This window comes from Bradyrhizobium sp. USDA 327 (assembly GCF_041262065.1).
In the GTDB taxonomy this organism is placed as follows: domain Bacteria; phylum Pseudomonadota; class Alphaproteobacteria; order Rhizobiales; family Xanthobacteraceae; genus Bradyrhizobium; species Bradyrhizobium liaoningense.
Map to the genome: position 1 here is coordinate 2,973,772 of NZ_JBGCCW010000001.1, position 18,777 is coordinate 2,992,548.

The following is an 18,777-nucleotide window of genomic DNA, read 5'->3' on the forward strand; positions in this document are numbered from 1 at the left end:
GTCCCTCCGAGGGTTACAGAGCATGCGCATCGCGGTCGTCGGAGGCTCTCTCGCGGGACTGTTCACCGCGACGTTGCTTGCACAGGACGGGCACGACGTCACGGTCTACGAACGATCGCTCCATGGGTTGGGGGGACGCGGCGCGGGCTTTCTCGGCAAGCGCGAAACATTCGCGATCCTTAGGGCTTCTGGATGCGAGCACGTCGCGCGAGTCGGTGTGGTCTCGCGAGAGCGCATTGTCTTCGGAGACGCCGGAACTCCGCTTGTCCAGCCGATGCCGCCGCAAATGCAGATATCCTGGGACGCCGTCTATCGAGTCTTTCGCGAGCGGAAGGCGGACGGCACATACCTGCTAGGCAAGAAGGTCGAACATCTTCGAGAGGACACGGATCGTATCGTTCTTCGCTTCGAAGACGGCAACGAAGCGATGGCCGACCTGGTCGTCGGCGCCGACGGAATAGCATCCGTCGTGCGCGCCGTCGTGGACGGTCCTTCGGCCTCAAATTCCTATGCCGGCTACGTCGGATGGCGCGGTCTGCTTTCGGAGTCCGCCTTGCCTGGATTCGCGAGGGAAGAACTGCTCGACCGCTTCGCATACTTCCGGATGCCTTACTCCCACATCATCGGCTTCTTGGTGCCGGGCGCCGGAGGCGAGACCGAGACCGGACGCCGTAGGTACAACTGGGTCTGGTATAGGCCCGCGGCCGGACCGGCGACGCGGGACGAGGTACTTACGGATAGCCAAGGCCGCATCCATCGATATTCCCTGCCGCCCGGCACCGCCTCCGAGCGGGCCCGCGAGCGGCTCGTCGACGACGCGAGGCGGCTGTTGCCCCGCTCGTTCGCCGCGGCGGTCGAAGAAACGGCCCGGCCTTTCGTGCAGGGCATCTTCGACTACGAAACGGAGTGGATGGTGTCGCAGCGGATCGCACTCGTCGGAGACGCGGCATTCGTCGTGAGGCCACACACAGGGATGGGGATCGCGAAGGCCGCCGCGGATGCCATCGCGCTGCGTAAGCACCTGTCATCCGTGCCGCTCGAAACCGCGCTCCGGAACTACGCTCAAGAACGAATTCAGGCAGGCAAAGCCGTCGCAGCATCCGGCCGCGAGTTGGGGGCTCGTCTGATGAGCCCGTCATGATCCTCGGAGATTTCACATTGGAGAAACGGATGAGTTGGCACGCCGAACATGGCTTTACGGTTACGATCGGCGGGGGATCCGTTGCCGGACTTTGCAATGCCATAGCCCTTCGGAAGATCGGCGCGACCGTACGCATCTACGAACGCGTGCCCGGTCCGATGATGGCGCGAGGAGCCGGCATTGTCGTCCAAAGCGAATTGACGCGTTTGCTCGCGGAGAACGGTGCCGGGCCCCTCCCCTGCACGTCCTGCCAAGGACGCCGCTACCTCGACTATGACGGCGGAGACGGAATGCTCGAGGAGGCACCGCAAGACTTCACATCCTGGGAAGCCATCCACGCAGCGCTGCGCGCCGCTGTCCCTGACGAGTGCTACCGCGCGGGCTCTGAGGTGACCGCTGTGACCCAGATGACCTCCAAAGTCGCGGCAACGCTCGTCGACGGCACGATCGTCGAAAGCGATCTGTTCTTGTCCGCGGACGGTTCGGGCTCGGCGACGAGACGAAGAATGCTTCCCGATGTCGCGGCGCGTTATGCCGGTTACGTCGCCTGGCGGGGCGTGCTGGACGAGCGCGACGTGCCTGGCGAGCTTTTGTCCTTTTTCCACGACCGTTTCACCTTCTCCGAGGCCCGCAGCGGGGGGCACATGCTCGCTTATTTTATCCCGGGAAGGGACGGCGCCATCGCGGCCGGATCGCGACGCCTCAACTGGGTCTGGTACGTTCACGTCAGCCCAGCCGACCTGGCGGGCATGCTGACCGATAAGAACGGCACGCGGCATCGATCCTCGATTCCGCGCGGCGCCTTGCCGGACGGCGCCATCGCAGCGCTCAAGGCGCGCGCCCCTCGCGAGATTCACCCCAAGATGGCCGTGCTGGTGTCGGAAACGCCGGATCCATTTCTCCAGACCATCGTCGACGTGAGAGTGCCGAAGACGTTGTTCGGTCGGGTCCTGCTGACAGGCGACGCCGCGTTCGTCGTGCGTCCCCACACCGCAGGAGGAACCGCCAAGGCGGCCTACGAAGCTGCCTCTCTGGCACGCGCTCTGAACTCGGCGCGCGCGAACGTCGACGTCGCGCTCTTGTCCGCCGAACGGCAGCAACTCGCATACGGGAACACTCTTTACGAATACGGTCTCGCGTTGGGAAATCGCTGGTTGCGCGATAGACGCGCGGACCAGCTCGATCTGGCTCGCAATGAGCCGACCTCGAAGGAGTGAACATGCAAAGCCTATTCCATCCGGCGACCTTGGGCGATCTCGATCTCGCGAACAGAATTGTGATGGCACCGATGACGCGTTCGCGCGCCAGCGAACGCGGCGTGATTAATCCGACCGCGTCGGAGTACTACGCGGCACGGGCGAGCGCTGGTTTCATTGTGACCGAAGGCATTAACGTGGGGCCGATGTCCTGCGCCTTCGACCGGACGCCTGGTCTCTGGACCGACGAACAGACCCTGGCGTGGAAGCCGGTCGTCGATCGGATCCATGAAAAAGGGGGGCGCGTCGTCGCGCAGCTCTGGCATGCCGGGCGTGCCAGCGCTCGCGGTCTCCTATCCGATGGACAACCGCTATCTCCCTCAGGCGTGAACGACGATCTCGATCGGCTACAGGTGTGGGCGCTCCTCGCCAACGGTGCATATGTGCGGATAGCGGCGACATCATCGCGCGCGATGACCTCCGCAGAGATCCAAGGCGTCGTAAGCGAATTCAGACTCGCAGCCGCCAACGCGGTCCGCGCGGGCTTCGACGGCGTCGAGATTCATGGCGCCAATGGCTATCTCATCCATCAGTTTCTGTCGCCGACGATTAACCTACGAACCGACGACTACGGCGGAAGCGCCGAAGGACGATCAAAGCTGCTTCACGAGATCGTCTCGGCGATTTCTGATGTCATGCCGCGCTCGCGGATCGGACTGCGGCTGTCGCCCTTCGCCGACTACAACAGCGTGCGGGATCCTGAGCCGGAGGATACCTATCGGCCCCTTGCTCACTGGCTGGAGTCGGCTGGGCTTGCCTATCTGCACCTTGCCGACACCAACGCCTGGACTGGAGCTCCCGACTACGAAAGAATGCTGTCGATATTCCGCGGAGGCTACCGCCCGCTGATCGTCAATGCGGGTATCACCCCTAGACGTGCAGCGCAGATTGTCGGCTCCGGTGAGGCCCACGCGGTCGCCTTCGGTCGCCTCTTCCTGGCCAACCCAGACCTGCCAGCGCGAATTCTGATGGACGGTCCCTACAACTCGCCAAAGCAGTTCGGGATGTATGGCGGATCGAATTCCGGATATCTCGACTATCCTGAGCTTGAGAGCGGTCACGCGGAAGCCGCTGCGGGAGACTAGCGGAGGCCGACTGCCGAGACAACTTACAGGTCCGTGCCATGTCGCGTCCCCGAAGGCAGTCTGCGCGCTACCAGGTCAATGTCGCCGGCACGTGCCAGCGCCTGTCAAACGATGGTCGGCGTGATGCCGCCGTCGACCCGTAGCGCCGCGCCGTTGGTGGCGGCCGAAAGCGGGCTTGCGACGTAGGCGACCAGCGACGCGATCTCCCCGGGCTCGATCATGCGTTGGATCAACGAGGTTGGACGGTCTCTGACGAAGAATGCCCGCTCAATCTCCGCTTCCGGTGCGCTGGGATCCTCGGCGACACTCTTGAGGAAATCGACGATTCCTTCGGATCGCGTAGTTCCCGGCAGCACAGAATTGACGGTAACCCGAGTGCCCTTGGTATTCGCGGCGAGACCCCGTGCTATCGCGAGCTGCGCTGTCTTCGTCATTCCATAATGGACCATGTCAGGGGGCACCAGCAGACCGCTCTCGCTGGCAATGAAGATGACGCGCCCCCAATCGCGAGCGATCATGCCGGGGAAATAGGCGCGGGCCAACCGCGCTCCGGAGAGGACATTCACCTCGAAGAAGCGCCGCCAGTCTTCGTCTGAGATCTCGGTGAAAGGCTTCGATTCGTAGATGCCGAGATTGTTCACCAAGATATCGACCTCCGGCACAGCCGCGAGAAGCGTTGTCGCTCCCTCCGATGTCGCCGGGTCGGCGAGCACACTGCGCGCACCGGATTCGACCGCCGCTGCGTCGAGCTTTTGCCGATTGCGGCCGCAGATGACCACGTCGGCGCCCTCTGCGACTAGGCGTTTTGCAATCTCGAGCCCAATGCCGGCCGTCGAGCCGGTCACCAGCGCGGTCTTGCCGTTCAGTTGTAGATCCATTGTGTCATCCCTCCCGCTCCTTGGTGCCATCGTGGCACCTCGCGGCTGTCGCTTACTACCGAAAGCCTATCCTGCTCATGTTCGGCTCCCTTCCTGTCACGCCTCGCAAGGGTTCATCGCGACGCGTCTGCGAGCCCCGAGCCAGACCAGCGCCAGACCGGCAGCGGCAAGCACGGCGCCCGCGATGGGAATGGCCGCATAGCCGAGGCCGAGGCTGATGACCCCGCCGCCGACCGCGGCACCAACCGCGTTACCGAGATTGAACGCTCCGACGTTGATCGACGATGCGAGCCCTGGCGCTTCGGAAGCGGCCTGCATGACCCGCATCTGCACCGGGCGGGACGATCGCGAAGGTCGCTGCTCCCCACACCAGCAGACCTACCGCCGCGCCAATATGGCTGGTGAGCAACAGCGGCAAAACCGCCATGATGACGGCGAGGCTCGCGAGACAAATCTTCGTCGCGCCATCCAGCGACCAGTCGGCGAGCTTGCCGCCGAGACCATTGCCGACGGTGAAGCCGACCCCAATCAGAATCAGGGCAATCGTCACGAAAGTCTCCGACGCACCTGTTAGTCCGGCCAAGACCGGAGCCACGTACGTGTAGAGCGTGAACATGGCGCCAGCGCCCATCACCGTCGTTGCCATCGCGAGCAGCACGGTCGGCCGGATGAGCACCTCGAGCTCACGCCGTACGTCCGGAACGGTGCCCGATTCACCCTTTGGCAGCGCTATCCACAAGGAAATGATTGCGAGGACGCCGAGCCCCGCCGTTCCCGCGAATGCGATCCGCCAGCCCACCTGCTGACCGATCCAGGTCGCAGCGGGAACGCCGCCGACATTGGCGATGGTCAGCCCCATGAACATGGTGGCGACCGCGCTCGCTTGCTTTTCCCTCGGCACCAGGCTCGCGGCGACGATCGCACCTAGGCCGAAGAAAGCACCGTGATTGAGGCTGGTGACGAGCCGGGATGCCAGTAGCGTGTAATAGTCTGGCGCCAGGGCCGAAAGCAAATTACCGACAGTGAAGATCGTCATCAGCAGCATGAGCGCCGTGCGCTTGCCGAACCGACTGAAGACAAGAGTCATGATCGGCGCGCCCACCATGACGCCGATGGCGTACCCGCTGACGAGCATACCTGCGGTTGGGATGGAGACGTCCACCCCCTGCGCGATGACCGGCAGCAGGCCCATCGGCGTGAACTCGGTCGTACCGATGCCGAAGGCTCCGATGGCGAGCGTCAGCAGGGGCCAGTTGAGACGCCGAGACTTTGTAAACGATCCGCTCACGTGCAGCTCTCCTCAATCCCAGACAGGAGCAAGACCGGGCGGGCTAACCAGGCGGCCGGTCGGTCGAGAGAGCTTGCCGATCGCGGCCATGTCCTCTTCCGTCAGAGCGAAATCGAAGATCGCGAAGTTCTCGGCCACGCGCTCGGGCTTGGCGGTCTTGGACAGCGCGACATAGCCTTGCTGGACCAGCCAGCGCAGCGCGACCTGCGCTGCGGACTTGCCATGCCTCGCCCCGATCTTCTGCAAAAGCGGATCGCGCGGCATCGCGCCGTCGGCCATACCGTAGTAGGTTGTGATCGCTACGCCCGCAGCCTTCGCTGCGGCGGCGACGGCACTCTGATCGAGATAGGGGTGCACCTCGATCTGATTGGTGACGATCGGCGCCCTGCTGAGCGCGATCGATTCCATCATCTGCGCTATATTTTGGTTGCTTACCCCGACGAAACGGGTCCTACCGGCTTCCTGAGCTTCATTGAGCAGGGAGATCTGGTCGGCAATCGAGACCCTGTCGCCCGGCCAATGCAGAAGCAACAGGTCGACTCGGTCGATCCCAAGCTTGTCGAGGCTCTGGTCCACCGAGGCCGAGAACTTGTCCTTTGAGTAGTTGTCGACCCAGACTTTTGTGGTCAAGAACAAGTCCTCGCGGCGTACGCGGGCGGAGCGAAGTGCGCGACCGAGCGCCGCTTCGTTCTGGTAGATCTGCGCGGTGTCGAAGTGCCGAAAGCCGGCCTCGAGCGCGGCAGGAACGGCCGCTTCGACTTCGGCGTCCGACATGCGGAAGACGCCGAAGCCGAGTGCCGGAATCTCGGCGCCATGTGCTTTCACGATATTCATGCTGATTGTCCCAAAAGTTTTAGGCGGCTCGCGCCTTCGGATTTCCGACGAGCGCCGGCATGACGTCCGACGCCAGTTCTTCGATGATCTCGGCGGGCGGCCGCCCCGATTGTCTGAGATTGATGGCGATGTGATCGACACCGACCGAGGCAAGGGCTTCCAGATGCGCGATGAGTACTTTGCGGCCGACGCGCGCGCCGAAGCGTATCGGTACAGCCGGCGCATCCACGTCTGTGAGCAGGTCGAGATGAAAGGCGCTGATGAAACTGCCCTGGGCGAATGTCGCCTCGCGCCAGCGCGCCGCCTGCGCAGCCATTTTTTCGACGCTGCCGGGATAGATGAAGCGTCCGTCCATATGTGCGGCCAGCCATTTGTCGTCTTGACTGGCCTGCCCGGCAACGACCATCGGGATGGTGGGCTGCGTTGGGCGCGGGAGAAGATCGAGGCCCGGGGCACGCTTGCCGTTCACCGGCAGGCCGCCTGGCTGCCACGCTGCCCTGAGATAGGCGACCGCTTCGCGGAACGCCTCCCCACGCCCCTCGAAATCAAGACCGAGCAGAGGATACTCTACCGGGCGGTCGCCAGAGGCGACACCGAGGATCAGTCGACCGCCTGACAGCACGTCCACCGAAGCGGCGGCCTTCGCCGTCAGAAGCGGATGGCGGATCGGAAGCACCACGGCCGCCGTGCCTAGAGCGATCTGGCGCGTCACTCCGGCGAAGTAGCCGAGCAACGTGAAGACGTCGTACACCGAGCCGGCGTCTCCCATATTCACGGCATCGAAGACTGGCACGTCGCGCATCCAAATCGCCGCAAAGTCGAGATCGTCGGCCTTACGGACGAGTTCGGTCTGCGCCGAGAGATCAGGTACGCCGCGCGCACGGCCCGCCGCCAGGCGCCGAGCCTCGCCAGCGGGCGACCAGTCGTTGTCGAACGGCAATTCAATGCCGAGCGTGAGACGGTCGGGCCTCCGGATCAGATCGAGAGCTGAGTTCTTTCCCATGGCCGTGACATAGGCCTGGTCACGGAGCCTGATAACCCATCAACGCTTTACAGTATTTGTGAAACCAGATCATAGGTGGAGCTCTCAGCTCTTCCCCCAGCGCGCCGCACCGCCCCCAAAATTTGTCCATCCTCTGGACTGCCAATTTCGCAACGCCTTTTTGGGACTCCCAACTTTGGGCCATCGCGCGCCTCGAGCGTGTTTGAAGGCGCATGTTCGCCGCGGGCACAGCGCATCAGAAAGCGATAGGAGAGCCGCTTCGGGAGCTCGCTCCTCTCCTAAGGGCCATTCTGCCGACCGGTGGCTACGCCATCGACGACACCCTCACCCCGCCAGTCCGTAGACCGACATCCGAGCGGCGACGCCCCGCAACTGATGCTCCCCGAGATGTTCGACGTCATGGGAAAGATGTCGGGCGACAGCTTCCGTCATGAGCAGGTCGCGGCCGATCGTTTTCGTGAGCGCCTCCACGCGACAAGCCTCGTTGACGGCTGCGCCAATGACGGTGAAATCCAGGCGGTCCGGAGCACCAACGTTGCCGAAAAAGACTTCGCCTTCGTGAAGGACGATCCCTGCCCGCAGCGAGGCGCGCCCCTGGTCCGCATCGGATGAAACCCGCATTTCCCGGTTGGATGCGTCGAGCCTGGCGATCGCTTCCTTCGCGGCCGAGACCGCCGCGCGCGACGCCTCGGCAGCGCCGACCGTCACCGGAAAGACGGCGAGCATGCCATCACCGATGAACTTGAGAGTCTCGCCTCCGTGAGCGGCGACGGCGCTTGCCATCGCTTCGAAGTAGGCATTGAGCAGCACTAGCATGTCGGCCGGCTCCAAAACGTCCGACATCTTCGTGAAATTTCTGAGATCCGAAACCCAGATTACGGCGCGGATCGAATCTCCGGCGCCGCGCTTGATCGCGCCTTCGAGCACCTTGGCTGCGGCGCCGTAACCAAGGTAGGCACCCAATGCGTTTTCGGAGATCTTCAACTCGCTGTGCCGCTGCACGTGCAGGGCGAACAGTTGGAAAAGACGCCTCAAGCAATCTATCTCCGCCCCGGCGAATCCGCCAACCGCTTTCGTTGCGATCGTGATCACGTTGCGCGTGTCCAGACCGGACAGAGGAATTGCCACGTAGTCCGTCATGCCGGCGGCCGCAAGCTCGATCATGATGGGAAACTCGGCCTGCGCCGACGGCTCGGTCGGCGTCCGCCGGATCGTCTCGCCGGTTTCGACGATGCGCTGCAGCGGATTAAGCCTGTAAGCATCGGAATCGATCGCGGCGTCCGCAACCCGCACTTCGTCGCAGAAGCCGTCGTCGATGTTCCAGACCCATGCGAATCCGACTAGTTGAGGGTGAAGTGTACCGATGTGCAGGGTGAGACGATCGACCGACGATCCGGCGGCCTTCATCCGACTGATCAGCTTGACCAAGAGATTGATCATGTGCCGGTCGGCGGACGCCTCTTCCAATAGCCAGTGTTCGATCTCGACAAAGGTGTCCACGCCCGCGGCAACCACGATCGGGCCGGCTCTACGCACGAATGCGACCGACTTGGGATAGGATCGGGGCGATGAATCGGTAGTTTCGAAAGCCATTTTATGTTCCTGAAGCATCTACTTCGCGGCCAAAGCGCTCGACCAAGAAATCGATGAAAAGTCTGACCTTCACCGACAGGTGTCTCGTCGGTGGATAGATCGCATATAGTGTCAGCGGTGGGGCCCAGAACTCCTTCAAGATCGCATTCAATCGCCGCGAACTCAGAGCGTCTCTGACGATGAACTCGGGGATGAGGGCGACGCCCCTGCCCTTGATGGCAACGTCGCGCAGAACTTCCGCATTGTTGACGCACAGGGACCAAGCAGGCTGGATCCAGTGCTCTCCGTCCGCGCCGGTGAGCTTCCACTGGTTGCCGGTGAGCAGGAAGCCATAGGTAAGCGAGACGTGCTCCCGAAGATCCCTCGGATGTAAAGGGGTGCCGTGCTTTTTGAGATAGTCGGGAGACGCACAGACCACCCTAGGCACGGGTGTGATCTTGCGCGCTATCAAACTGGATGACTCGAGATCGGCGATGCGAAGGGTGACGTCGAAACCGTCCTGGACAGGATCGACAAGGTCGTCGCTCAGTACAAGCTGGAGTTGGAGATCCGGATATTTCTTCATGAAATCGGCGAGCGCCGGCCCGAGCCTCAAGGTGCCGAAGGACATCGGAGCAGTTGATGCGTAGAAGCCCGCGCAGCGCGGACTGCAAATGTGTGACCGCTTGATCGGCGGCGTCGATTTCGGAGAGGATGACGAGCGCGCGCTCGAAATAGAGTTGGCCGTTCTCGTTCGGGCTCGCATGCCGGGTGGTGAGGTTGAGAAGCTGCACACCTAGGCTTTCCTCCAGATCGCCGACGTATTTGCTGATCGCGGACCTGGACAGGCGCAGTTGCCGGCCTGCCTCCGAGAAGCTGCCGGTTTCCACCACCTTCACCAAGGCCCTTAGGCTGGCCACCTTGTCCATCTTTCCACCCCGATTGTCGTCAATTCGAAGACAGTAGTGTCACAAAAGCATGGATTGTCCTCGGAACAAAGCCGTTCGATATCTCGCAGCAGAGCCACCGAGGCTCCTTCCAATCCGGAGGGCAAGATGTCAGGCATTCATCACGTCACCGCCATCGCAGGCGACCCGCAGAGAAACTTCACCTTCTACGCGCGCGACCTCGGCCTGCGCTTCGTTAAGAGGACCGTCAATTTCGACGATCCGGCGACCTATCATTTCTACTACGGAGACGAGACTGGCCGTCCCGGCTCGATACTCACCTTCTTCCCGTGGGAAGGCGCTCCTTCGGGTCGCCGCGGCGTCGGCGAAACTCACCAGACGACTTTTCGCGTGCCACAGCGATCGCTGGGATACTGGACGCAGCGCTTCCTGGAGAAGGGCATCAAGTTCGAGGCGCTCGAGAAGCGCTTTGGCGAATCCGTGCTCGCGTTCTCCGATCCGGACGGCATGGCTCTCGCCCTCGTCGGCATAGCGGGCGCCGAGGATGAGCCAGCATGGAGCAACGGCGATGTGCCGGTGGAACACGCGATACGCGGCTTCCAGGGCGTCACCCTTCTGCTCGACGACGCCACCAAGACAGCCCGGATCCTGACCGATGTGTTCGGCTTCCGCGAGACCGCGCGGGAAGGAGCCGTAGCGCGCTTCAAAGCGCCCGGCGATTTGCAGGGCGACATCGTCGATATCTACGAAGCGAAAGGCTTTCTGCGAGGCAGCCAAGGACGCGGCTCCGTGCATCACATCGCGTTCCGCGCGAAGGACGACGCCGAACAAGAAACCATGGCCCAGAGGCTCGTCAGCAATCATGGACTGCATCCCACCGAGCAGAAGGACCGCAATTACTTCCGATCGGTCTATTTCCGTGAGCCGGGCGGCGTCCTCTTCGAGATCGCCACAGACATCCCAGGCTTCGCCGTCGACGAACCCGTAGAGACGCTCGGCCATGATCTGAAGCTTCCGAGTTTCCTCGAGCCGCACCGTAAGGAAATCGAGGGTGTCCTGCCCAAGCTTCAAGGATGCGTGTCATGACCGCGAAGTATCCGTTCATCCATCGCTTCGAGCCAGGCAGCCGATCGGACGCACCGCCCTTGCTGCTCCTTCACGGTACGGGAGGCGACGAGAACGATCTTCTGCAGCTCGGCGCCATGATCTCGCCGGGCTCCTCCCTCCTCTCGCCTCGCGGACGCGCTCTGGAGAACGGAAAGCCCCGGTTCTTCCGCCGATTGGCGGAGGGCGTGTTCGACGAGGAAGACGTCCGGCGTCGTGCGCTCGAGCTCGGTGACTTCGTCCGGGAGGCCCGCGGCCGATACGGCATCAGCGCGCCTATCGCGGTCGGGTATTCGAACGGAGCGAACATCGCAGCGGCTCTTCTGTTGATGAGCCCGGAGGCGCTCGCACGAGCGATCCTGCTCCGGGCCATGGTCCCGCTGACGGAACCCCCAGCCGCGGATCTCGAACAGAGGCCGGTGCTCATCCTCTCCGGACGACAGGATCCGATCGTGCCCGCAGACAATGCGGATACGTTGGCGGAGATGCTGTCGGCCGCGGGAGGCAAAGTGAACCATCGAATCCTCCCGGCAGGGCACCAGCTCTCGCAGGAAGACATCGCGCTTTCGCGCGAATGGGTTGTCGAAATGAAGCACGAATCCGCGGGTCAGTGAGGCCTTCGCGCACCTCCTTCGCTCTCGACCTCGATCGGGAGCGGAAAGGGGCGCCTAACCTATTCCCCGCGTCGATTCATACAGGAACCAAGTCCTGCGTTCGGCTTCGTCGATCCAATTTTCGATGAGGCTCGCCGAGGCCACATCGTTGTGCTCGTCACAGACCGCGTGGGCCTCCCGCAGCAAGGTCGTCAACCGCTTGTTGTCATCGAGAAGCTCGGCGAGCATGTCCTCGGGGGTTACGTAGGGCGCATCATTGTCCGGAAGCCGTTGAATGCGGCAGATGTGACCGATCGATCGGATCGTCGTGCCTCCGAGCTTGCGAACGCGCTCTGCGATCACGTCGGTTGACGCAAATATCTGATCGCCCTGTTCATCGAGCAGCAAGTGGTAGTCGCGAAAATGTGGCCCCGACATGTGCCAATGGAAGTTCTTGGTCTTGAGATAGAGCACGAACATGTCGGCGAGAAGCCCCGTGAGCGCGGCAGAAACATCCTTTGTCGCGTTGTCGCCAAGGTCCGACGGAGTTCGGAGCGGCGTCAGTCGTTTCGCTTCGGATGAATGTTCTTGCATCGTGACCTCCTATTGCGATTGAATCGAGAGATCTGCCATAGCATTGTCTTGCCGCTCTTCAGCGCCAATTCACTTTCGCTCGACGGTCGCAAGGAAGACGGCCGGCACAGCGATGAGTGGTGGAAGTACGAAGCACCAGGTTCCGAGCGTAGCGTAGAGACAGGCGCCGCCGGCACATCCCAGCGCGAAAGCCGCCACGCTTGCCGCCATCTTGCCGAGGCGTGGCTTGGCCACGGTCAGCACAGATACTGGCGCTCCCCTTAGCACGTCGGCGACGTCGATCATGATCTGGGTGGTAGTACCGGTCATCAAGGTGCTCGGTGGTTCAGTACCCATGTGAATGCGGTGCGCGGCGTTCTGAATTGCCATCGCGGCAACCAAAATCATGCCAGTGCAGATCGCCTGCCAGCTATCGCCTTGGGCGAACGGTCCGAACCGAACGGCGAAGACCGCGCCGATAGCCAACAGCAGCACCTTTAGCGCGAGCATCGAGCGAAAAATCGGTAGACCGACCGCGGGAAGGAGGAAGCTGAAAACCCGGGTGCCGATCACGACCAGGCAGAAGACAGGCAACGCCAAGAGCTTCGCCAGAGCCCCGGAAGTCCCGAGCACCATGGCCGCGCCGAAGGTGACGAAATTGCCGGTGACATGGGCGGTGAACAATCCCTGCAGTGCGAGAAATCCCGCTGTGTCGACGAATCCCGCATTCAGACTCATCAGAAGAGGAAGGAGCAATATCTGCCGAGGCATTTCACCAGCCGTACTGGAGTTGGACGCCGACATAATTGCTGGTGTGGCCGCCGGCGCGGAGAATCGTGTCGCCGACATCGAAATGCACGGCTTCAACGGCTCCCGTCAGATGGTCGTTGAAGGCGTAATCGAGCCGGACCTGGCCATATGCGCCGGTCCAGTTGCTGCCCTTGCCGGCAGTTCCCGCAATCGGCACGTTGGGCTGGACGTAGATCGCGTCAGTCGTCGTCTCGCGCCATTGAAAGCCAACCGCTGCGAGCACTTTCAACCGCTCTATCGGATTGAACATGATGGCCGGTTTGACGTGCAGAAGGTTCACGTAGCCCGTGTAGCCGGCAAGGGTGAAGTAGTATCCGTTAGGGAAGAGCGGATTGAACGTGCCCAGCGATCCATCTCCGGGGTGATGGTCGCCGGACGCGGCATCGATCTGCAGCCCAACCCGCGGCTGCCACGGCACGCTGCTGAAGGTGTAGCCCGTGCGCGCGCCGACGGCCCAAGCGCGAATGTCCGTTGTCCCCACTTGGCCTACCTGCCCCATGGCCTCGAGGTCCCAATCGAAGTGTTGGGCATTGCCCGCGAAGCGGACATCGAACACGTGTCGATGTTCTTCGCCACTCGCATCCAGATATTTGGCGTTGCTCCGTTCGTAGAGCGAATAGTAGCCGGATAGTTCCTTGTCGCCGAATACCTTGCGTTCGACCCTGAGCGTGCTGAATTTGAAGTTATCGTTGGACGTGTCGTCGAACGGCTGCCCATCGAAGTACTGCACAGGACGGCTGACGAAGCCGATGAAACGCCAGGGACCGGTCTCCCAGTCCGCCCACAGCGCATCGAACGACTGCCGGACGTTGGGCCCGTCCCGCGACGATACGAAGCGCTGCAAGTCGAATGCAAAATCCTGTCGTCCGGCACGCGCCTTCAAGGTCCCGCCCGAGAACGTGTTGACGTATTCAACGAAGGCCAGACGAAGGTCCAGTCTGTCCTGATCGACCGAAGTGACGTTGAACTTGTGAAAGGCCCTATCGTCCTCCAACTGAACGAACGCACGCCAATTTTCGTTGAAGTGGATATCGGCATGGACCTGCATCCGTTGCAGGAAGTAGCTATCTGACGGGGCATTGCCGGTGCCGAAGCCAGCCGCGTTGTTGCTCTCGAAGCGCTCCCGCAGCGTTGCGCCCAGCGAGATGTAGCTCTTCGGATCGGTGGCCCAAAGGGGAATGTACTTGAGTTCGTCGAACGGCTCGGTGCGCAGCCTTGGATCGGCGAGAACCGACCAATCTTCCGCCCAGCGGTTCGCCTGGATAGCGGGTCGCTTTGGAAGTGTGGCATCTCCTTCGTCCGCGAGCGCGCGGCCGGCCCCGGCACCGAAAGTCACCAGCGCCAGAAGGATCCAAAAACCGCACAGATGAGCCCGATCCGCCATTGACGCTCATCAACTCCTACTTGCCAGCGGCCCGGGCCGCGCTCTTCTGCGCGAGCGAGTGGATCTCAGCGACATAGCCGCCTGGAAACATGACGAACGCTGCGGAGCGACCGTCCGAGGTGTAGGGTTCGACAAGCACCGATGCGCCTGCCTCTTTCGCCTTGGCCAGTGTGGCGGCGAGATCGCTTACTTCGTAGCCTGTCGTCTCCCGTCCGTAGGGATAGGGCAGATGACCGTCCGTGACTAGCACAACCATCTTCCCGAACGCGGATTCGATCCGGATCCGGCGGTAGGTCGTCTCCGGCCTGCCGATCTCTGCTCCGGGCGCCTTCGCGTCATCGGAGACGACCTTGCCCCGCGAAAACGCCAGGAAGCCGCGGCTGAACGCTGCGACCCGGTCGGGCGAGACATAGACGCGGTTCTCCGGAATCCGCTCGAAAGGAGTGTAGTCCGGTTTGGTCGTGTGCCAGTAGATCTGAAGGTTGATACCGCCAGGCCACTGGATCACGGCATCCCGTCCGATAGGATCCGGAAAGGTCGACACGATCACGTCCGCACCTGCAGTTCGCGCCGCCTTGATTGCCTCGTCGAGGTCAGTGACGAGGTAGCCGTTGCGTTCGGTGCCGAACGGGTACGGGATCGGCGTCCTGAAGCCGAACAGCGAGACGGTCCCCACCGACGTCTGCAGCAATTGCGACGTAGTGCTGCTTGGAGTTGGCGTAACGGTGGCCACCACTTGCTTAGTGCTCTTGCCGCCGAAGGTCGCGAGGAAGCTCGTCACGAACTTGTCCACGTCCTCGGGTGCCACGTAGACGTGCGTCGTATCGTACTGTGGAGCGACGGCAACTCCGGTCTCCCGCGATTTCGTTACGCCCTTTGCCGCAATCGGCGCGGTTGTCCCGACGGCCGCAGCGAATGCGAGCAGAACCAATATCCTAGCCGGTTTCATCGAGAAACTCCTTGGGTAGCTTGAGATCGCGCAACAGGACTCGAGCGGACGGAGGACGCGTCGGCAACGATCGATACGACGACGAGACCTGCAATCAGACCGAGATGTTCGAAGAAGGCATTTGTAGTCATGAATCTCTCATGGCCACTCATAGTCCAGAACGCGTTGGCGGTGAGCATCGCGACGAACGTAAGGACGCCGAGCCCACCGGCACCGAGCCAGACGAAGCGGTTGATGACGACAAGCAGGGAGCCACCGAGTTCGACCACGATGGCCGCCGCCGCCCACAGCCATCCTGGATGAAGGCCGAAATGTTCCTGCTCGGCCGCGGCGGCCGCGAAGTCAAGCAACTTGGTAGAGCCGCCGATCACGTAGGCCGACACCAGCGCCAATCTGACGGCATGCCACAAGAGCGGCCAGCGGAGAATCGAGGACACCCAGTCCGGAGAATCTTTGGACGTCATCTTAGACCGCCCAGCAGGCGCACCCGAGAGCGCCCCAGAAGCTTCTGAGGTCGGAAATCGGCAGACGACTCGACCATGCCGAGGCGTGATCATGTCCATGCACGCCACAGGAGTTGGCGCAGCCGCACATCTGCGAAGCCTTCATGGCGAGACCGCTTTCCTTCGTCTTGTCGTCGGCCCAGGCGGCATAGCCACCGAAGCGCCTGACCGGCGACCAGTCCGGCATTGCGGGCGGCGGGGTAACTGCCTCCAGCTTCAAAAAGTCTCCGGCGCCGAACACGATCTTGCCTCCTACCATCGTCAGCACGGAGGTCGTGTCGGCTATTTCAGCTTCGCTGCAGGAGAAGTAGTCGCGATCCGGAACGATGAGATCGGCGAGCTGACCAACCTGGATACGGCCCTTGTTGCCTTCCTCATTGGAAAACCACGTTACATTCTCGGTCCACATCCGCAGCGCCGTCTCGCGATCTAGGCAGTTGCGTTGCGGCGTGATCCGCAAACCGCCGACGGTGCGGCCGGTGACCAGCCACGACAGCGAGACCCATGGATTGTATGAAGCAACGCGAGTCGCATCCGTACCGGCGGACACCTTGACGCCCTTGTCCAGGATCTTCTTTACCGGCGGCGTAGCCTCGGCTGCCCCTGCCCCGTAGCGTTCCACGAAGTATTCGCCCTGATAGGCCATCCGGTGCTGGACGGCGATGCCACCTCCGAGCGCCGCGATCCGGTCAATCGACTGGTCGGAGATCGTCTCGGCGTGATCGAAGAACCAGTGCAACCCTTCCAGCGGCAGATCCTGATCAACCCGCTCGAACACGTCCAGCGCACGCGAGATCGTCTCGTCATAGGTCGCATGTAGCCGCCACGGCCACTTGTTCTGGATGAGAACGCGCACGACTTCTTCGAGTTCATCCTCCATCTCAGGCGGCATGTCAGGTCGTGCGACGCGGAAATCCTCGAAATCGGCAGCGGAGAACACCAGCATCTCGCCTGCGCCGTTGTGCCGGAAATAGTCGTTGCCCTGCTTGTATTTCGAAGTCTTCGTCCAGTTCAGGAAGTCATCCTTCTCGCCCTTGGGCTTCTGGGTGAAGAGGTTATAGGCGAGCCTGATGGTCAGAAGGCCCTCATCGTTGAGCTTCTGGATGACGGCATAGTCTTCCGGATAGTTCTGGAATCCGCCGCCCGCATCGATGGCGCCGGTGACGCCCAGGCGGTTCAACTCTCGCATGAAGTGACGGGTCGAGTTGACCTGGTAGTCGAAAGGCAGCTTGGGACCTTTTGCGAGCGTGGCGTAGAGGATGTTGGCGTTCGGCTTGGCCAGCAGCAAACCCGTCGGATTGCCCTTCGCGTCCCGCATGATTTCACCGCCAGGCGGTTCCGGGGTGTCCTTGGTATAACCGACGGCGCGCAGCGCGGCCCCGTTCAGGATGGCCCGATCGTAGAGATGGAGCAGGAAGACCGGCGTCTCCGGAGCAACCGCGTTGAGCTCGTCGATCGTCGGGAGCCGCTTTTCGGCGAACTGATGTTCGGTAAACCCACCGACCACCCTCACCCACTGGGGCGGCGGAGTGACGGCGACCTGCCGCTTCAGCATATTCATTGCATCGGCAAGCGAACGTACGCCGTCCCACCGGAGCTCCATGTTGAAGTTTAGGCCGCCACGGATGATGTGGAGATGGTTGTCGATCAGACCGGGCAGCACACGATGCCCTTTCAGATCGACGACTTTCGTGTCCGGCCCGGCGAGCTTCATTACCTCTTGATCGTGCCCGACGGCAACGAAGCGGCCGTCGGCGATGGCTACGGCGGAAGCGGTCGGGTTAGAACGGTCGAGGGTCGTGAACAGGCCGCGGTGTAGAATGACATCTGGCGTAGTGGTCATGATTGCTTCTCCAGGGCCTCTAACGTGGTCGTCTTAGCGGGTTGCTCGCTGTGACGCCCAGGCAACATCCCAAACATGTGCGTCGCGCTCTTTGCTTGATGCCAAGCGGAAGCCAGCCCATGTCCGGACAGCAACTGCCGAGTGACGGGAACGATCTGCTCGCCTGCAAGGATGCCAAGCAGCCCAACCAAAGCGACCAACGGAGGCGCGGGTGAGCGAACGTTCATCAAGCTGTAGATGACGCCGACCAGAAGGCCGGCGCCGAGCGACAACAGGTAGATTTTCATCCCGGTTATCCGCGATTAGAGGAACTCTAGCCCGCCTTGGCGCCACCCTCGGAAGCATGCTCGCCGAGCGCCCACTTCGAGAAGCGGATCTGAATTCCGTAGGGCGAATGCGCGCGTTGAATGTCCATCATTCCTTCGTAGGTCTCGGTGCGCGCCCAATCCTGCTGAAGTTCGTAGGCGTACTGAGACGAGGTGATGGGGACCGCGCCCGCCTGAATGGCTCGCTCCATCGCTCGATTATGGGCTTCGAGCGAAAGGTCACCGCAAGCATCAGCAGCGATGTAGATCTCGTAGCCCTCCTTGAGCATGTCCAAGGTCGGGAAGATCACGCACGCCTCGGTCCAGAGACCGGCCAGCACGAATTTCTTGCGACCGGTAGCAGCGACCGCCTTGCGGAAGTTCGCATCGAGCCAGGAATTCATCGACGTGCGGTCGATGACGTCATGCTTCGGAAACAGCGAGGTGACTTCCGGAATGAAGGGCCCGGAGAACGAATCCCGCGCAACTGTAGTCAGCACGGTCGGAATCTTGAACAGCTTGGCAGCCTTTGCCAAGATCTGAACGTTGTTAATCGTGACCAAGCGGTCGTGCGATTGAACACCTTGGAACATGGCCGGCTGATAGTCGATCAGCGCAATGGCGCTATTGTCCGGGGTGAGCATATCGAGTTTCGACATCGAGAAGGTCTCCTTGCGATCGTGGTCGATCGGCGAAAGCGGATGGGTGCAAGCGAGCCGATCCTGAACCCTGGCGGTCGCCGGAGCTT

General features: G+C 62.0%; 17 protein-coding genes and 2 pseudogenes. 5 read left to right on the forward strand and 14 right to left on the reverse strand.

What is annotated here, in order from left to right; translation table 11 throughout:
- The first annotated feature begins 22 nt into the window (after positions 1-22).
- From ABIA42_RS13670 to ABIA42_RS13680, 3 genes are read left to right on the forward strand one after another with little or no spacing between them, the layout of a single operon-like run.
- Entirely contained in the window at positions 23-1,141 is a 1,119-nt protein-coding gene (locus ABIA42_RS13670; protein WP_370113041.1) for an FAD-dependent monooxygenase, read from the forward strand.
- A 29-nt stretch (positions 1,142-1,170) separates the two neighbouring features.
- Complete coding sequence (locus tag ABIA42_RS13675; RefSeq protein ID WP_370113039.1) at positions 1,171-2,358, forward strand: hypothetical protein; 1,188 nt, start codon at positions 1,171-1,173, stop codon at positions 2,356-2,358.
- 2 nt (positions 2,359-2,360) lie between these two features.
- On the forward strand, positions 2,361-3,482 hold the full coding sequence (locus ABIA42_RS13680; protein ID WP_370113037.1) for an alkene reductase: 1,122 nt from the start codon (positions 2,361-2,363) through the stop codon (positions 3,480-3,482).
- Between the two features lie 104 nt (positions 3,483-3,586).
- On the opposite strand, the gene ABIA42_RS13685 is transcribed toward ABIA42_RS13680, so the two are convergent.
- From ABIA42_RS13685 to ABIA42_RS13710, 6 genes and pseudogenes are all read right to left on the reverse strand, one after another.
- Positions 3,587-4,360 carry an SDR family NAD(P)-dependent oxidoreductase gene (locus tag ABIA42_RS13685; RefSeq protein ID WP_370113035.1) on the reverse strand — a complete coding sequence of 258 codons (774 nt, stop codon included), beginning with the start codon at positions 4,358-4,360 and terminating at the stop codon, positions 3,587-3,589.
- A 96-nt stretch (positions 4,361-4,456) separates the two neighbouring features.
- Positions 4,457-5,654: pseudogene (locus ABIA42_RS13690) on the reverse strand (MFS transporter).
- Between the two features lie 6 nt (positions 5,655-5,660).
- On the reverse strand, positions 5,661-6,482 hold the full coding sequence (locus tag ABIA42_RS13695; RefSeq protein ID WP_370113033.1) for an aldo/keto reductase: 822 nt from the start codon (positions 6,480-6,482) through the stop codon (positions 5,661-5,663).
- 19 nt (positions 6,483-6,501) lie between these two features.
- Positions 6,502-7,485: a TIGR03571 family LLM class oxidoreductase gene (locus tag ABIA42_RS13700; RefSeq protein WP_370113031.1), complete on the reverse strand. Its 984-nt coding sequence runs from the start codon at positions 7,483-7,485 to the stop codon at positions 6,502-6,504.
- Between the two features lie 324 nt (positions 7,486-7,809).
- Positions 7,810-9,078, reverse strand: a complete 1,269-nt coding sequence (locus tag ABIA42_RS13705; protein WP_370113029.1) for an adenylate/guanylate cyclase domain-containing protein — start codon at positions 9,076-9,078, stop codon at positions 7,810-7,812.
- Between the two features lies 1 nt (position 9,079).
- Positions 9,080-9,986, reverse strand: a pseudogene (locus tag ABIA42_RS13710) (LysR family transcriptional regulator).
- Positions 9,987-10,112: 126 nt separating this feature from the next.
- On the opposite strand from ABIA42_RS13710, the gene ABIA42_RS13715 reads away from it, so the two are divergent.
- Positions 10,113-11,051, forward strand: coding sequence for a ring-cleaving dioxygenase (locus tag ABIA42_RS13715; protein ID WP_370113025.1), 939 nt, complete (start codon positions 10,113-10,115; stop codon positions 11,049-11,051).
- Positions 11,048-11,683, forward strand: a complete 636-nt coding sequence (locus ABIA42_RS13720; protein WP_370113023.1) for an alpha/beta hydrolase — start codon at positions 11,048-11,050, stop codon at positions 11,681-11,683. The genes ABIA42_RS13715 and ABIA42_RS13720 overlap by 4 nt, the downstream gene beginning before the upstream one ends.
- 54 nt (positions 11,684-11,737) lie before the next feature.
- Here the strand turns inward: ABIA42_RS13720 and ABIA42_RS13725 are convergent, their stop codons facing one another.
- From ABIA42_RS13725 to ABIA42_RS13760, 8 genes are all read right to left on the reverse strand, one after another.
- On the reverse strand, positions 11,738-12,256 hold the full coding sequence (locus tag ABIA42_RS13725; protein ID WP_370113021.1) for a Dps family protein: 519 nt from the start codon (positions 12,254-12,256) through the stop codon (positions 11,738-11,740).
- 69 nt (positions 12,257-12,325) lie between these two features.
- A complete protein-coding gene (locus ABIA42_RS13730; protein ID WP_370143827.1) occupies positions 12,326-13,006 on the reverse strand; it encodes a YoaK family protein in 681 nt (226 codons plus the stop codon).
- 1 nt (position 13,007) lies between these two features.
- The gene (locus tag ABIA42_RS13735) at positions 13,008-14,429 is read right to left on the reverse strand and encodes an alginate export family protein (protein ID WP_370113017.1); all 1,422 of its coding nucleotides are present in this window, start codon (positions 14,427-14,429) and stop codon (positions 13,008-13,010) included.
- A 16-nt stretch (positions 14,430-14,445) separates the two neighbouring features.
- Positions 14,446-15,378 (reverse strand): glyoxalase, encoded by a 933-nt coding sequence (locus tag ABIA42_RS13740; protein ID WP_370113015.1) that lies wholly within the window; start codon positions 15,376-15,378, stop codon positions 14,446-14,448.
- Positions 15,375-15,842 carry a DoxX family protein gene (locus tag ABIA42_RS13745; protein ID WP_370113013.1) on the reverse strand — a complete coding sequence of 156 codons (468 nt, stop codon included), beginning with the start codon at positions 15,840-15,842 and terminating at the stop codon, positions 15,375-15,377. The genes ABIA42_RS13740 and ABIA42_RS13745 overlap by 4 nt, the downstream gene beginning before the upstream one ends.
- Before the next feature lies 1 nt (position 15,843).
- Positions 15,844-17,724 carry an amidohydrolase gene (locus ABIA42_RS13750; RefSeq protein ID WP_370113011.1) on the reverse strand — a complete coding sequence of 627 codons (1,881 nt, stop codon included), beginning with the start codon at positions 17,722-17,724 and terminating at the stop codon, positions 15,844-15,846.
- Positions 17,721-18,011, reverse strand: coding sequence for a XapX domain-containing protein (locus ABIA42_RS13755; RefSeq protein WP_135173298.1), 291 nt, complete (start codon positions 18,009-18,011; stop codon positions 17,721-17,723). Before ABIA42_RS13755 ends, ABIA42_RS13750 begins: the two co-directional genes overlap by 4 nt.
- Positions 18,012-18,037: 26 nt before the next feature.
- Positions 18,038-18,688, reverse strand: a complete 651-nt coding sequence (locus ABIA42_RS13760) for a hydrolase (protein ID WP_135173297.1) — start codon at positions 18,686-18,688, stop codon at positions 18,038-18,040.
- Between the last annotated feature and the right edge of the window lie 89 nt (positions 18,689-18,777).